The 14920-nt window shown below is 57.5% G+C and carries 13 protein-coding genes and 1 riboswitch; of the genes, 9 read left to right on the top strand and 4 right to left on the bottom strand.

The features are described 5' to 3' along the window. Positions 1-83 precede the first annotated feature (83 nt). Positions 84-190, bottom strand: a riboswitch (glycine riboswitch). Positions 191-445: 255 nt separating this feature from the next. The 8 genes from rfbB to ACAM55_RS21080 all read left to right on the top strand — a co-directional run bounded on the left by rfbB (position 446) and on the right by ACAM55_RS21080 (position 10951). Beyond that, positions 446-1528, top strand: a complete 1083-nt coding sequence (rfbB, locus tag ACAM55_RS21115; RefSeq protein WP_369653405.1) for a dTDP-glucose 4,6-dehydratase — start codon at positions 446-448, stop codon at positions 1526-1528. Next, the gene (rfbD, locus tag ACAM55_RS21110) at positions 1525-2415 is read left to right on the top strand and encodes a dTDP-4-dehydrorhamnose reductase (RefSeq protein ID WP_369653404.1); all 891 of its coding nucleotides are present in this window, start codon (positions 1525-1527) and stop codon (positions 2413-2415) included. Before rfbB ends, rfbD begins: the two co-directional genes overlap by 4 nt. A gap of 48 nt (positions 2416-2463) precedes the next feature. Continuing rightward, positions 2464-3366 (top strand): glucose-1-phosphate thymidylyltransferase RfbA, encoded by a 903-nt coding sequence (rfbA, locus tag ACAM55_RS21105; protein WP_369653403.1) that lies wholly within the window; start codon positions 2464-2466, stop codon positions 3364-3366. Further along, a complete protein-coding gene (gene rfbC / locus ACAM55_RS21100) occupies positions 3363-3911 on the top strand; it encodes a dTDP-4-dehydrorhamnose 3,5-epimerase (RefSeq protein ID WP_369653402.1) in 549 nt (182 codons plus the stop codon). The genes rfbA and rfbC overlap by 4 nt, the downstream gene beginning before the upstream one ends. Positions 3912-3946: 35 nt before the next feature. Then, positions 3947-5050 carry a class I SAM-dependent methyltransferase gene (locus tag ACAM55_RS21095; RefSeq protein ID WP_369653401.1) on the top strand — a complete coding sequence of 368 codons (1104 nt, stop codon included), beginning with the start codon at positions 3947-3949 and terminating at the stop codon, positions 5048-5050. A gap of 5 nt (positions 5051-5055) precedes the next feature. Further along, a complete protein-coding gene (locus ACAM55_RS21090; protein WP_369653400.1) occupies positions 5056-8214 on the top strand; it encodes a rhamnan synthesis F family protein in 3159 nt (1052 codons plus the stop codon). Positions 8215-8441: 227 nt separating this feature from the next. After that, positions 8442-9785 (top strand): hypothetical protein, encoded by a 1344-nt coding sequence (locus tag ACAM55_RS21085; protein ID WP_369653399.1) that lies wholly within the window; start codon positions 8442-8444, stop codon positions 9783-9785. Next, positions 9785-10951, top strand: coding sequence for a glycosyltransferase (locus ACAM55_RS21080; RefSeq protein ID WP_369653398.1), 1167 nt, complete (start codon positions 9785-9787; stop codon positions 10949-10951). Before ACAM55_RS21085 ends, ACAM55_RS21080 begins: the two co-directional genes overlap by 1 nt. Here ACAM55_RS21080 and ACAM55_RS21075 read toward each other — a convergent pair. The 4 genes from ACAM55_RS21075 to ACAM55_RS21060 form a co-directional block, all read right to left on the bottom strand. Beyond that, a complete protein-coding gene (locus ACAM55_RS21075; RefSeq protein ID WP_369653397.1) occupies positions 10948-11814 on the bottom strand; it encodes a GDP-mannose 4,6-dehydratase in 867 nt (288 codons plus the stop codon). The two genes, ACAM55_RS21080 and ACAM55_RS21075, sit on opposite strands and share 4 nt — an antisense overlap. Continuing rightward, positions 11811-12848 carry a GDP-mannose 4,6-dehydratase gene (gene gmd, locus ACAM55_RS21070; RefSeq protein WP_369653396.1) on the bottom strand — a complete coding sequence of 346 codons (1038 nt, stop codon included), beginning with the start codon at positions 12846-12848 and terminating at the stop codon, positions 11811-11813. The genes ACAM55_RS21075 and gmd overlap by 4 nt, the downstream gene beginning before the upstream one ends. A 228-nt stretch (positions 12849-13076) precedes the next feature. Beyond that, the gene (locus ACAM55_RS21065) at positions 13077-13805 is read right to left on the bottom strand and encodes an ABC transporter ATP-binding protein (RefSeq protein WP_369653395.1); all 729 of its coding nucleotides are present in this window, start codon (positions 13803-13805) and stop codon (positions 13077-13079) included. 3 nt (positions 13806-13808) lie between these two features. Further along, complete coding sequence (locus ACAM55_RS21060; protein ID WP_369653394.1) at positions 13809-14612, bottom strand: ABC transporter permease; 804 nt, start codon at positions 14610-14612, stop codon at positions 13809-13811. Here ACAM55_RS21060 and ACAM55_RS21055 point away from each other — a divergent pair. Further along, on the top strand, positions 14611-14850 hold the full coding sequence (locus tag ACAM55_RS21055; RefSeq protein ID WP_369653393.1) for a hypothetical protein: 240 nt from the start codon (positions 14611-14613) through the stop codon (positions 14848-14850). The two genes, ACAM55_RS21060 and ACAM55_RS21055, sit on opposite strands and share 2 nt — an antisense overlap. The last annotated feature ends 70 nt before the right edge of the window (positions 14851-14920 follow it).

The raw sequence follows: 14920 nt of genomic DNA, 5'->3' as shown, positions 1-14920 counted from the left end.
ACCTTTTGAGGTTGGCGCTTGAACGGCGGGCTTGGTTTGCTACTGATTCAATAGCAAGCAACCGGACGACCGCCGTCCAAGTTGCCGCTCCCCCTGTCCTTGGTACCTGAGAGATTCACCCGCTGCGCCCGCAGCGGGTTTGCTCCTTCGGTGCATCACGCAAAGGTGACGGCTCTCCAGACGGCGTATCAGTTGGTGCAGTACAGGCCCTTCTCGAAACTCTTTGAAAGAAGAACTTCAAGAATTCGGAGGGCCGACCTGAGCGTTTATGGGAGTTTGCGCCTTCGGTGAGGTAGCAAAAAGCGCTACCTGCTCTCCTGCAGTAGGGGCTATTGTAGGCGCACGCGCCGAGCTGCCCACCCCTCGATTTTGGCAATTCGGTCCAATGGGATAATCACGGGACAGATTCGCCTGAGGGCGATTGTTCGACAACTTCGGGGGACTCATGATTCTGGTAACCGGCGGCGCCGGCTTTATTGGCGCCAATTTCGTACTCGACTGGATCTCGCAGAGCGACGAGCCGGTCGTGAATCTCGACAAACTCACCTACGCCGGCAACCTCGAGACGCTCGCGTCGCTCAAAAGCGATCCACGGCACATCTTCGTGCAGGGCGACATCGGCGACAGCGCCCTGGTCGACCGCCTGCTGGCTGAGCACAAACCGCGCGCGATCGTGAACTTTGCCGCGGAATCGCATGTCGATCGTTCCATCCACGGCCCCGAAGATTTCGTGCAGACCAACGTGCTCGGCACCTTCCGTTTGCTCGAGTCCGTGCGTGGCTACTGGAGCGCGTTGCCGGCCGACCAGAAGGCCGCGTTCCGCTTCCTGCATGTGTCGACCGACGAGGTCTACGGCTCGCTTTCCAAGACCGACCCCGCCTTCACCGAAGAGAACAAGTACGAGCCCAACAGCCCCTACTCGGCCAGCAAGGCCGCCAGCGACCACCTCGTGCGCGCCTGGCACCACACCTATGGCGTGCCGGTGCTCACCACCAACTGCTCCAACAACTACGGGCCCTTCCACTTCCCCGAGAAGCTCATCCCGCTGATGATCGTCAACGCACTGGCCGGCAAACCGCTGCCCGTGTACGGCGACGGCATGCAGGTGCGCGACTGGCTCTACGTGAAGGACCACTGCAGCGCCATCCGCCGCGTGCTCGAGGCCGGCAAGCTCGGCGAGACCTACAACGTCGGCGGCTGGAACGAGAAGCCCAACATCGAAATCGTCAACACCGTGTGCGCGTTGCTCGACGAACTGCGCCCCAAGGCCGACGGCAAGCCCTACAAGGAGCAGATCAGCTACGTCACCGATCGCCCGGGCCATGACCGCCGCTACGCCATCGACGCGCGCAAGCTCGAACGCGAACTCGGATGGAAGCCCGCCGAGACCTTCGACAGCGGCATTCGCAAGACCGTCGAGTGGTACCTAGCCAACGCCGAGTGGGTGCGCAACGTGCAAAGCGGTGCCTACCGCGAATGGGTCGAGAAGCAATACGACGCCGCGCCCGCGGCCAAGGCCGCGGCATGAAGTTGCTGCTGCTGGGCAAGGGCGGACAGGTCGGCTGGGAACTGCAGCGCAGCCTCGCACCGTTGGGCGAGCTGGTGGCGCTCGATTTCGACAGCACCGAATTGAATGCCGACTTCAGCCGCCCCGAGCAACTGGCCGAGACCGTGCTCAAGGTCCGTCCCGACGTCATCGTCAATGCCGCGGCCCACACCGCGGTCGACAAGGCCGAGAGCGAGCCCGAGTTTGCGCGCAAGCTCAACGCCACCTCGCCCGGCGTGGTGGCCCAGGCCGCCCAGCAAATCGGTGCGCTCATGGTGCACTACTCCACCGACTACGTGTTCGACGGCAGCGGCAGCAAGCCCTGGAAAGAAGACGACGCCACCGGCCCCCTCAGCGTGTACGGGCGCACCAAGCTCGAAGGCGAACAACTCGTGGCCGCGCACTGCGCCAGGCACCTGATCTTTCGCACCAGCTGGGTCTATGCCGCGCGCGGCGGCAACTTTGCCAAGACCATGCTGCGGATCGCCAAGGATCGGGATCGCCTGACCGTCATCGACGACCAGTTCGGCGCGCCCACCGGGGCCGAACTGCTCGCCGATGTCACGGCACACGCCATTCGCGCCACCCTGCAAGATCCGGCCAAGGCCGGGCTCTATCACGCAGTGGCTGGCGGTGAAACCACCTGGTGCGGCTATGCGCGCTTTGTGCTCGAGCAGGCGAAGGCGGCTGGCGTCGAACTCAAGGCCGGGCCTGCAGAGGTCGATGCCGTGCCCACCAGCGCCTTCCCCACTCCTGCGACACGTCCCGCCAACTCGCGCCTGGACACGCGCAAGTTGCAGTCCACCTTCGACCTGGTGCTGCCGCACTGGCAGCAGGGCGTAGCCCGCATGCTGCGCGAAACCCTTTAAGCACGCCGAGCGCGGCAAAGCAAAGAAAGCAAGGAGAAAAGCACAACGATGACTACCAAGATCACGACGAAACGCAAAGGCATCATCCTCGCTGGCGGCTCGGGCACGCGCCTCCACCCGGCCACGCTCGCGCTCAGCAAGCAGCTGCTGCCGGTGTACGACAAGCCAATGATCTACTACCCGCTCAGCACGCTGATGCTCGGCGGCATGCGCGACATCCTGATCATCAGCACGCCGCAGGACACGCCGCGCTTCCAGCAACTGCTGGGCGACGGCAGCCAGTGGGGCATCAACCTGCAGTACGCGGTGCAACCAAGTCCCGATGGCCTGGCACAGGCCTTCATCATCGGCGACAAATTCGTAGGAAATTCGCCGAGCGCGCTGGTGCTGGGCGACAACATCTTCTACGGCCACGACTTTGCGCATCTGCTCGCCGATGCCGATTCGAAGCAATCCGGCGCCACCGTGTTCGCTTATCACGTGCACGACCCTGAGCGCTACGGCGTGGTCGCCTTCGATGCCGAGGGCAAGGCCAGCAGCATCGAGGAGAAGCCGGCCCAGCCCAAGAGCAGCTACGCGGTGACCGGCCTCTACTTCTACGACAACCAGGTGGTCGACATTGCCAAGGCCGTGAAGCCCAGCGCGCGTGGCGAACTCGAGATCACGGCCGTCAACCAGGCTTATCTGGATCTCAAGCAGCTGAACGTGCAGATCATGCAACGCGGCTATGCGTGGCTCGATACCGGCACGCATGAGAGCCTGCTGGAAGCGGGGCAGTTCATCGCAACGCTGGAGCACCGGCAGGGCCTGAAGATCGCCTGTCCGGAAGAAATCGCGTGGCGCCATGGCTTCATCGACCGCGAGCAGCTGGCAAGGCTCGCCGCGCCGCTGCAGAAGAACGGCTACGGCAAGTACCTGAACCATCTGCTGGCCGAGGAGGTGCGCTCGTGAAGGCAACGCCCACCGCCATTCCCGAGGTGCTGATCATCGAGCCGAAGGTCTTCGGCGATGCGCGCGGCTTCTTCTACGAGAGCTTCAACGGCAAGGCGTTCGACGAGGCTGTCGGGCGGCATGTCGAGTTCGTGCAGGACAACCATTCGCGCTCGGCGAAGGGTGTGCTGCGCGGCTTGCACTATCAGATCCAGCAGCCGCAGGGAAAGCTGGTGCGTGTTGTTCGAGGCGCGGTGTTCGACGTGGCTGTGGACATTCGCAAGTCGTCGCCGACCTTTGGCAAATGGGTGGGCGTGGAGCTCAGCGAGGACAACCACAGGCAGCTGTGGGTCCCCCCGGGTTTTGCACACGGTTTTCTCGTTCTGAGCGAGACGGCGGAGTTCCTGTACAAGACCACCGACTATTACGCGCCTGCGCATGAGCGCAGTATTGTTTGGAATGCTTCCGAACTCGGTATTACTTGGCCTCTCAATAATGCCTCACCCCTCGTTTCAGACAAGGATGCGCGCGGCGCTCAGCTTGGTGACGCGGAGCTGTTTGAATAATGGATCTGGAGTCGGGAATGAGTACAGAAAGTCTCGTGGAACTTTACGAGCAGCACCGCGGAAAAACTTCAGACAAATGGACGAACTATCTGCCGGCCTATCAGGCGCATTTCGACCCCCTGCGAAAAACAGCAGTAAGTGTCTTGGAAATCGGAGTGCAAAACGGGGGGTCTCTCGAGATCTGGGCAAAGTATTTCCCAGAAGCGAAACACATCCTGGGCTGCGACATTGATGAGCGTTGTCGCGCGCTTGTATTTGATGATCCAAGGGTAAACCTGATTGTCGGAGATGCTACCTCCGAACCGATTCGAAGGAAATTGATTGAGATTTCCGGTCCGCTTGATATCGTTATTGATGATGGTTCGCATCGATCGGAGGATATCGTTCGAACTTTTTCGCAGTATTTCCCATATTTGCGTGATGGAGGCATTTACGTTGCCGAGGATTTGCATGCGAGCTACTGGCAAGCCTATGAAGGCGGGGTGTTTCATCCCTACTCATCGATCTCGTTTTTTAAGAAGCTTTGCGACATCATCAATCACGAACACTGGGCAGTAGAAGCGAATCGAATTTCCCTTCTCGAAGGCTTCCGCACGCAGTATGGTGTTGAGTTTGATGAACTTGAGTTGGCGCGCATACATTCAATCACATTTGTTAATTCCGTTTGCTTCATTAAAAAGGCGCATCCACTTGCAAATGTGTTGGGAAAGCGTGTCATCGTCGGGATTGAAGAACTCATCACTAAACGTGCCGATATTCTTTCGAAGGGCCCTTCGAGTGGTCCCTCGGAGGCGGGCAACGAATGGAGTCGGCTGGCTGAACTGCCGGAAGTAGTTGCTTCAAATCGAGAATCCGAAATCCATAAGCTTGCAGCGCAATTAGATGCCGCTCAAGCGCGGCAACTGGCAGCTGAGGGTGCACTTGCATGCGAGAAAAATTATCACGATGGCCTTCAAACGGTAATTTCTGAGTTGCGGTTGGAAAAGCGCGATCTGGAAAGGCGACTACATTCCGCACAGCACGAAGCCGCCGCACAGCGAGCCCGCGTTAGTGAAATTGAAGGCACGCAGGCTTGGCGTTACACCCGCGTGTTGAGCCGCGTGAAGGCGCTCATCGCCGGCGGCGTACCACGGGGCTGAAGCGCATGAGAAGAGTTAAGAGAGTTGCCGACCGGTTTTGGACCGAAATGCGGCAAAACGGATTCCTGTGGGCTTGTGAGTTCAGTCTGGCCGAACTTCGTCGCCGTCGCGGTTTAAAGCGCGCCCCCCAAGTCGATCATTTACCTCAGCGCCCAAGCACGGCGGTAACGGATTCACAACCTGTAATTAATGCTCAAGGAATTGTCAATGCGATTCGGCCTGACCCGCGAGTAGACTTCAGTATCGCAATTCCGTTCGACGCCGAAATCGCTTCAACGGTGGAGCACGTTGCCGTTGTCGCGCACCTCTACTATGAGGAGTACGCTTCGGAAATTTTCGGCCTTCTGAAGAATTTCCCGGTCCGCTATTCACTCTTTATTTCCGTCGCGAACGAAGCGGGTAAATTGGCGGTCCAAGAGGCAATAGGTGAAAGCGGACTACTTCCTGAAGAAACTGTGATTCGGATTTTTCCGAACAAAGGCCGCGACATTGCCCCAAAAATTGTGGGTTTTGCAGATGTATATGGCCGCTTCGAATATGTTTTGCATATTCATTCAAAGCGATCACCTCACAACGGCGTGTTGAATGGATGGCGGAGCCATCTATTGGATCATCTGCTTGGCTCGCCGGAGATTGTTCGATCGAATCTGGCGCTGCTCAGTCGACCCAATATGGGCATGGTGTTTCCCATGCATTTTAAGCCAGTGCGTGGTTCATTGAACTGGGGCTATGATTTTCCTCTCGCTCGTGAACTGTTGCAGCGCGCCGGTATCGTATTGTCGCGCGATTTGACACTGGAATTTCCATCAGGGTCCATGTTTTGGGCGCGTAGTAGCGCCCTGCGCAAACTGTTGGCACTCAACCTGAGTTTCGACGATTTTGGAACTGAACAAGGATTGGTCGATGGAACGTTGGCTCATGCCATTGAGCGAAGCTATTTGGTGTTTGTAGAGGCAGCTGGCTTCAAATGGGCCAAGGTGTCGCGGCGCGCGTCCGCGGAGCCCGGTGATCAGTTGCTGGATGTTTATTGCCCCGACGATATCGATCTGGGGGTCAAACTTGCATTTCGCTCCATCCACGCTTCATCTGTACGGCAACCGCGCCTGCTCGAACAACGCTTCGGTGAGATACGGCCGTTGCGATCGTACTTTTCGGACGTGGCACGACCCAGGCTCAATTTGCTGATTCCTACGATCAATCCGCATCAGACATTCGGTGGCGTTGCAACGGCGCTGCGCGTCTTTAGAACTATTTCGGAGCGACTGGGACGAGAATGGGATTTCCGATTGGTGGTAACGGACGCACCCATTACATCGGAAGCACGTCTACTGTTTGAAGACTACGTGTTCGCCGAAGGCGACACCATGTTCGATTCCGACTCGCGTTCGATCGTCGACGCGACTCCTGGCATCAATACTTCGGTGTCTTTGCGGGCAGGCGACCACTTTATGGCATCAGCTTGGTGGAATGCGACCCAAGGTCTGGATCTACGCGACCTGCAGCGAGATTTTTACTCAGGCCATTGCTCGTTCATTTATCTCATCCAGGATTTTGAACCGGGCTTTTACCCGTGGTCGAGCCGGTGGGGCTTGGCAGAGTCGACCTATTTGCGCCTGCAGCGCGACATCGCCATAATCAACTCGCAGCAGCTGTACGATTATTTCGCCGCTCACTATCGGACGGGCACAACCTACTTGCTGCCGTATGAGCCGAATGCCCAGATTGTTGCGGCTCAATCACCGCGTAAGCGACGCAATCTGATCATCTTCTACGGGCGCCCGTCAGTGCCACGCAATGGATTCGAACTCATTGTTGACGGGATCCGACTATGGCAAGCCCGCTTCCCGGATCTTGCAGCCCAGTGGGAAATAGTTTCTATCGGCGAGGATATGCCAGAAGGCATCTCTACCCATTTGCTGAATGCGCGCGTCAGTGGAAAGTTATCGCTGGCCGCGTATGGCGAACTGCTGTCCGAGGCGGCTGTGGGTGTCTCAATCATGATGTCGCCACATCCGAGTTATCCGCCCCTCGAAATGACTGCGGCCGGTGTCTGGACGATTACCAACAAGTTTACAAACAAGGATTTGTCTCAGGTGGCGTCCAACGTGGTGAATGTTGACGCATTGGACCCACATGGTATTGCGAAAGCGCTAACTCAGGCCATAGGAAACTTCGTCGATGGCAGGACTGACGCATTGCAGCCAGGAAGTGATGAAACGCGGCTCGCCAGCAGCGATGCGGTGCGCTTCGACGCCGAACAAATAGCTCGTAGCCTCGACGAAGAGTTGCACGCTCGCTTGGTGGAATCAAATGCCTTTGGGAGGGCTCGCAATTGGCGGGTCGAGGCATCTTCATTTCAAGTAGTTAAGAAATTGCCGGACGATCGATCCGAAGTTGCGTTGTTCGTCACACATCGACCTCGATCGCTGATGAAGCCGCATATTGCACATTATCTTCGAAGCTTGCGGCAAGAGGGAATTTCCGTAATCCTGATTATTGCCGCTGACGATGTTTCAATAGACGTGCCTGATGAGATATTGACGCTCGTAGACGGTGCGGTGATGCGGGCCAATGAGGGTTTCGATTTTGCTGCTTGGGCGCATGTTTTGAAGTCGAATACCGCCCTGTTCAACGCAAAAATATTGTATTTATTGAATGATAGTTTGGTGGGCCCATTTGAAACTGTTGCATTTGAAAATCTGATTCAGAAAATTCGTTTAAGCACATCAGATCTCGTTGGCCTTGTAGATAATCACGAGGTTCGTTGGCATCTTCAAAGTTTTTTTGTGGCGTTGAAGCCACGTGCATTGCAGTCGCCAGACTTTCGTGATTTTGTAAATCGAATAGAGAGCCTAGCTACAAAAGATGAGGTCATTCAATCCTACGAATTGGGGCTGACAGATGCGATGCTTCGTTCGGGCTTGAAGATCGAAGCGCTGTTTCCGTCGACTTCTGATTCCAATCGAACCGTCCATCAATGGCGCGAGCTCTTGTTTGAAGGCATGCCTTTCGCAAAGTTTGCAATGATCAAGCAATTTGGTGCTCGCGCAACTGAATTGGAGTTTGAGGGCGTTATTCACGAAGCGAAAATGGACTCGAAAGGTAGAGATTTGTTCATGTCTTGCGTGCGCAGTGAGGCGCGCGATATGGAAATTTCTACATAAGCGGGCTGGAGAGATGCGAGAACGGTGTTTGAATGTGGCCCATGTCCTTGGGGAGTGGATCAAAACCGCGATCGTAAGGCGTGCGGTCTTGTAGGAGTGCGATGCGATACCGGATTTCCTTGTTCTGGTGAATCACGGCGGCTCTTTGTGGGACGTAGATCGTCTCTTTCCGTCGGCATCTATAAAACGCGAGGAGTTAAATGATGAATACGCGAGGGAGTCGGTTCGTGGCTTTTTGGAGCGAACACGGCACAGCTGCTGCAATGCGGCTCATTCGCGCCAAGATAGGTGACGCCATTGCAGGTCGCCCGATCTTCAACAAAATGGCTCTCGATGATTTTGGGGACGAAAGTCATTCGACGGATATTGCCTTCGGGCGAGACGATCACGCTCTGGCTGCGAGCAAAGTCGTTCGCACACGTTTTCTGACCTCTCAGCCACTAGAGACTTTCCTCATTCCGAACGCGTTGCCAAGAGTGAGCCTGGTGACCGATAGCATTGGCAGGGAAAGTCTGTTTGGCGGAGTGGGGACTGCGCTGCTGCTAGCTGCTCAACTCGCAAATCGAATGAATGCCTCGTTGCGGATCGTGACGCGCACCGAAGCCCCCTCTGCTTCGAATGCCGCGCAGATCCTGGGTGCCTACGGAATCCAACTGAAGCACGAAGTTCAGTTTGCGTTTGCTCCCATGGCCCTGGATGGCGCGACGCAGAGCGCAGGGGCCGCGGGCCTGGATATCCACCCCGACGAGACATTCATCACCACCTCGTGGTGGACCACCGCCGCGACGCTGGCCAGCGTGCCCCCTGCTTCGATCATCTACCTCCTTCAGGAGGACGAACGGATGTTCTATCCGTTCGGGGACGATCGAGTTCATTGCGAACGAATCCTGAATAACCAGGACATCCGATTCGTCGTCAATACGCGGCTCCTGTATGACCATCTGATCGCGAGTGGCTTGGACAACCTGAAACACAACGGGAGTTGGTTCGAACCAGCGTTTCCGAAGACGCTTTTTTACGAGCGCCAGCGGGTGTCGGGCGGCAAGAAGAAGTTCTTCTTCTACGCGCGGCCAAACAATCTGCGCAATCTTTTTTATGTTGGGCTCGACATCATCGAGAGGGCTGTGAACGAGGGGATTCTTGACCTCGAGCAATGGGACCTTCTGCTAGTTGGCAAGCACATCCCGAACGTGGCTTTCGGCAATGGCTACGTGCCCGAACGATGCGAAGGGCTGGACTGGGAAGCTTATGCCGATCTTGTGGGGACGGTCGATCTCGGGCTCTGTTTGATGTACACGCCGCACCCTAGCTATCCGCCACTCGACTTGGCGGCCAGCGGCGCGGTCGTGGTGACCAACAAGTTCGCCAACAAGCAGGATCTGTCCAACTATTCGCGCAACATCATTTGCGCCGAACTGAATACAGAGGCCGCGCTCGATGCGCTTCGCGCTGGGGTGGCGCTTGCGGAAGACAAGGAAACACGCGCGCGCAATTTCGCGGCCAACGGGTTGGGCGCGGACTGGACTCAATCGTTCGAGCCAATCCTCGAGTTGCTCACGACGGCACGCTGATGTTTGAACTGGCGACTCCCCTCGTTCCCTACGCGGACCCTTGGCTTCAGCCTCTTTCGGAGCGGCTGGCAATGCTGCATCGACGTGAGGTGCGCGTTGCTTACTTCTACGAGGAGCCGAACAACAGCACGTTTCGCTATCGCGCCTACAACATGGCTCAGGTGCTGAACGGGTGCGAGACGGGGAACGTCTCGGCGAGCTATTTCTTCTTGTCTGACCGCGAGCGTTTCGACGAAATTGCCGATGCCGCGGACATACTGGTTATCTGTCGTTCGCGCTACTGCCATGAGGTCAACGGACTGATTACCAAGTTTCGTGCGCGCCGAAAACGCGTGTTGTTCGACATAGATGATCTGGTGTTCGATACGGACTACGCCCATCTCGTAGTTGCCACCCTAGGCGTCGACGTGACGAAAAAGGGTCTCTGGGATGACTGGTTTGCAATGATTGCCCGCATGGGGCAAACATTAAAGATGTGCGATGGCGCCATAACGACCAACGAGTTTCTCGCGCAGAAACTTGCCAACTACTCGGGCCTTCCGGTGTTCGTCGTGCCGAACTTCATGAACAAAGAGCAACTCGAGCTTGCAGAAAGGATCTTTGCCGAGAAGGAGCATGCGCGTTTTGTCGGCGACGGCAAGGTATGTCTTGGCTACTTCAGCGGCTCGCCGTCTCATCGCCTCGACTATGCGATCGTCGAGCCCGCGCTGGCCGAGGTGCTGGCCGAACGGCCAGATGTGGAAGTCATGGTCGTCGGCTACATCGACCATGGTCCTGTGATGCGCGAATTTTCTCACCGCATCAGTCGGCAACCCTTTCAAGACTATGTGAATTTGCAGCGCCTGCTTGGGACCGTTGAGTTCAATCTCATGCCGTTGCAATCGAATGCCTTCACCGACTGCAAGTCCGAGTTGAAGTACTTCGAGGCGGCCAGCGTCGGCACATTGAGCATCGCTTCGCCGAGTTTCACTTATCGACGGGCTATTCGCGACGGCGAGAACGGGTACCTGGCCAAAGCACACGAATGGACCGAGGCGATTCTGCGAGCTTTGGATCGCAGCGAGGCTTATGAGGTGATGGCGGCGGAGGCCCGGCGTGATGCGCTCTTGAAGTTTGGCTGGCAGAACCAGACCGAAGCGATTGTCCGCGCGCTGCAGCTCAGCTAGTCTTGCCTGGCAAGCAACACGCGTCCCAGCGTCTCTTCCAGCGAAGGTTCATGCAGCGCGACGCCTTGCCTGGAGAAGAGTGTCTGGAGCTTCTGCGGGTCACCACACAAACGGTGCACTTCATTCGCCCTGACGAAGGCCGGATTGATCTCGATGCGCAGGTCATGCGAAGTCATCCGCGCCAAGGTCTCAATGATTCGGCGCAGCGCATGAGGCCGTCCTGAGCAGATGTTGTATGTCTCACCCGGCTCTCCATGGGCGAGCAGCAGCAGGTAGGCATCACAGACCATCTGCACATCGTTGAACTCGCGTTCCACGTCCAGGTTGCCCAGCGCGATCGAAGGCGCGCGGGCGGCGAAGTGTGCGGCGAGCTTGGGAATCAGGAAATGGGCATCCTGTCCGGGGCCGGTGTAGTTGAAGGGGCGTGTGACCACCAGGTTCAACCGGTCGTTGTAGGTCTTGGCCATGAACTCCATGGCAAGCTTGCTCATGCCGTAATGGTTGACGGGCGCCGGCGGCTGCTCCTCATTGATGGGCGATTGGGCCGTGTTGCCGTAGATGTTGGCGCTGCTGGCCAAAAGAACACGGCCAGGCTTTGCAGGCAGTTGCACCAGCGCGTCCAGAAGGTTGGTGGTTCCGACGACGTTCACGGCGTAGAACGCGGCTTCGTTGGCGTGCCCCACAAAGCTGATGGCCGCGAGGTGCACCACGGCTTCGGGGGCAAGCCCCAGCACCTCCTGGTGCAGCGCCTCGCGATGCGTCAGGTCGGACTGAAGTGCGGTGACGATGTGACCGGCCGCAACAGCTCGCCTGGCAAATACCCGGCCGGTGAATCCTTCGGCGCCGGTCAGCAGTATTCTCAAAACGACACGCCCTGGGCGTTTCGTCGGAGGTCCGCCTCCACCATCAACTGGCACAGCTGTTCGAGCGTGGTGACAGGCGCCCAACCGAGTTTGGCCTTGGCCTTGGCAGGATTGCCGATCAGAAGCTCCACTTCCGCCGGGCGATAGAACGCTGGATTGATGCGCATCACCGTCTTGCCGGTGGCCGTGTCGACTGCAAACTCCGAATCGCCGGTGCCCCTGAACTCGATGGCCATACCGGCGCTTCTGAACGCCATGGCAACGAAATCGCGCACGGTTTCCGTGCGATTGGTCGCGAGCACGTAGGTGTCGGGTTCTTCTGCCTGCAGCATGCGCCACATACCCTCGACGTATTCCTTTGCAAAGCCCCAGTCGCGCTTGGCATCAAGGTTGCCGAGTTCCAGCAGGTCCAGCTTGCCGAGCTTGATCTTCGCAACGCTGTCGGTGATTTTGCGCGTGACGAACTCCCGGCCGCGCAAGGGGCTTTCGTGATTGAAGAGGATGCCGCTGCAGCCGAAGATGCCATAGCTCTCACGGTAGTTGATGGTCATCCAGTGGGCATAGAGCTTTGCAACGCCATAAGGACTGCGCGGATAGAAAGGGGTTTCTTCGGTCTGCGGGATGGCTTGGACCTTGCCGAACATCTCCGACGTCGAGGCTTGGTAGAAGCGGATTTTGGGATTGACGAGGCGGATGGCCTCCAGCAGATGCAGCGTGCCCAGGCCAGTGATCTGCGTGGTGGCAATGGGCTGATTGAAGCTGACGCCCACGAAGCTCTGCGCAGCGAGGTTATAGACCTCGTCGGGTGCTGCGTCGCGGATCAGCGTGATCGAGCTGCCGAGGTCGGTAAGGTCATGCTCGACGAGATGAAGATCGGGATTGTTCTGGATTCCAAGCTCTTCGATGCGCCAGAAGTTCACCGAACTGGTGCGGCGATAGGCGCCATAGACAACATAACCCTTGGCAAGCAGCAGCTCGGCCAGATAAGCGCCGTCTTGCCCGGTGATGCCTGTAACGACAGCATGTTTCTTCATGGAACCCTCTCTCTTTGTTCAAGGAAAGCGCACGGGTCTGCACGTTTTGTAGGCCGATACGTGCCGCAGACGCCTGAATTCTGCCTTGGAAGAGAGAGATTTAACACAGGTGCCGGGGCCTGCATGTCGGCGCCCTAAATGCGGGGGGTGGGCAATCTGAGACGCGGCAAGAAAAAAGCGTCCACAGGACGGGCCTGTGGACGCTGCTATCGGGCGATGGACGGTTGCCTATTCAGCAGTTTCGAGTACAGACATTTCGGCAGCCTCGAGTCGTCCGTGGTTGAGCTTGACGACCATGTTGCACTCCTTGGCGATCAGTGCCGGTGAATGCGAAGCAAGGACCAGGATGCCCGACTTGGAAACCACGTCTCGCATGCGCTTTTCTGCTTTTTCGGTGAATTCGGCGTCGCCTACAGAGAGCCATTCGTCCATGAGGAGAATGTCTGCTTCGACACTGGTGGAAATTGAAAAAGCGAGCCGCATCATCATGCCGGTGGAGTAGGTTCGCACAGGCATGTTGACGTATTGCCCGAGCCCGCTGAATTCGCAAATTTCCGGTATCCGCCTGTCGATCTCTTTCTTGCTCATGCCCATGACAAGTCCACGCAGCATGATGTTCTCGATGCCTGTGGCGTCGGCTTCGATTCCGAGAGAGGGATCGATCAGGCTCGATACGGTGCCCTCGCGCTTGAACTCGCCGGCGGAGGGTTCATAAACACCGGCAAGCGTGCGGAGCAACGTTGATTTCCCTGCGCCGTTGTGCCCGATCAAGCCCAGGCGGTCTCCGCTCTTCAGCTCGAGATTGATGTCGCTCAACGCCTGAACAACTGTCACGCCAGTCTCTTTGCCAAACCTGCCGCCCGTTACAGAAGCCGCAAGCGTTTTTTTCAATGACGCTGCACCGGCCCCATAAATAGGAAAGTTGACAGCTACGTTTTTGAGTGAAATGGAAGCCATGTGTCAGAGCCAATAGACAACGCGTCGGCGGTATCTGGTAAACAAGATTGCAGACCCGATGAGGGACAAGGCCGTCCAGCCCATGATGCCCAGCCAGCTGTGCACCTCGGCAACGCCCCCCATCAGTGGGGTACGCAGCAGGTCGAGCATCTGGGCAAACGGATTCCACAGGATGTATTGAGCGCGACCCGGAAGACTCTCAGGCAACCAGAATACGGGCGTCAGAAACATCAACATCTGCATGACGCTGGTCACGATCTGAGTCACGTCCCGGAAACGGGTGCAGACGAGCCCGAGCAGCAACCCGAGGGCGTGCGCATTGACGATTGCAATGGCCATTGCGGGAACGACCAGCAATGCAGACCACGAAAGCGAGATGCCCGCCCAAAGCGCAACCGGGATGTACAGCACGACCTGATGCGCGAACTGGATCAGGTTGCGCGCAATGCTGCGCCATACGAAGAGGCTGATTGGAAAATAGCCTTGCTTGAGGTAATTCGAGGACCCTACGAAGGCGTTGCACGACTCCGTCACGACGCTCGAGAAGAAGCCCCAGAAAATAATGCCAAGCGCGAGGTGAGGGAAGAACTTGGAGAGTTCCGTCCCGAAAAGCGAGCTGTACAGCGGGCCCATGCCTCCGATCATTGCGCCCATGCTCAACGTGAGCCAGAGAGGCCCCAGCATCGAGCGGCGATAGCGCAGCACGACGTCGAACCATGCGAGCGTCCACCAGATGTCTGTGCGACGGGTGCCTTCCCACCAGTCGGCCCATGGGCTGCGGTGCAGATTGGAATGAATTTGGCTCATGCGCGCCTTTGGGTGTTTGCTTGGCGGAGGAAGTCGTCCTCGGCCGGATATTCTCGACACTGAGCTTCAAGAAGCATCAGTTCCTCATTGGCGATATTCGTCAATCGATGTTTCTCTTTCAATGGATATGGCGATATCCGCCGCGGAAGGTCCCGTGCTGGACGTTGCCGATCTGGCCAATACCGCGGCCCTGGACGCCGGTCCAGCGCGCAGCGAATTGGTGATGATATTGCAGTGACAGTTCCGCCTTGCCCTTACAAAACATGCGACTGGCCTGGAAGTTGCCTGTTGTGATGGCGGCCGGAGCC

The sequence above is a fragment of the Variovorax sp. V213 genome, assembly GCF_041154455.1.
Lineage (GTDB): Bacteria > Pseudomonadota > Gammaproteobacteria > Burkholderiales > Burkholderiaceae_C > Variovorax.
Note: the sequence above shows the minus strand (reverse complement) of the source record. Positions and strands in the feature narration are given on the sequence as shown.

Bases quoted from the DNA above. Each gene is read 5' to 3' on its own strand.
- rfbB (WP_369653405.1), top strand. From the start codon at position 446: ATGATTCTGGTAACCGGCGGCGCCGGCTTTATTGGCGCCAATTTCGTA.
- rfbD (WP_369653404.1), top strand. From the start codon at position 1,525: ATGAAGTTGCTGCTGCTGGGCAAGGGCGGACAGGTCGGCTGGGAACTG.
- rfbA (WP_369653403.1), top strand. From the start codon at position 2,464: ATGACTACCAAGATCACGACGAAACGCAAAGGCATCATCCTCGCTGGC.
- ACAM55_RS21090 (WP_369653400.1), top strand. From the start codon at position 5,056: ATGAGAAGAGTTAAGAGAGTTGCCGACCGGTTTTGGACCGAAATGCGG.
- ACAM55_RS21080 (WP_369653398.1), top strand. From the start codon at position 9,785: ATGTTTGAACTGGCGACTCCCCTCGTTCCCTACGCGGACCCTTGGCTT.
- gmd (WP_369653396.1), bottom strand. From the start codon at position 12,848: ATGAAGAAACATGCTGTCGTTACAGGCATCACCGGGCAAGACGGCGCT.
- ACAM55_RS21065 (WP_369653395.1), bottom strand. From the start codon at position 13,805: ATGGCTTCCATTTCACTCAAAAACGTAGCTGTCAACTTTCCTATTTAT.
- ACAM55_RS21055 (WP_369653393.1), top strand. From the start codon at position 14,611: ATGCGCGCCTTTGGGTGTTTGCTTGGCGGAGGAAGTCGTCCTCGGCCG.
- ACAM55_RS21060 (WP_369653394.1), bottom strand. From the start codon at position 14,612: ATGAGCCAAATTCATTCCAATCTGCACCGCAGCCCATGGGCCGACTGG.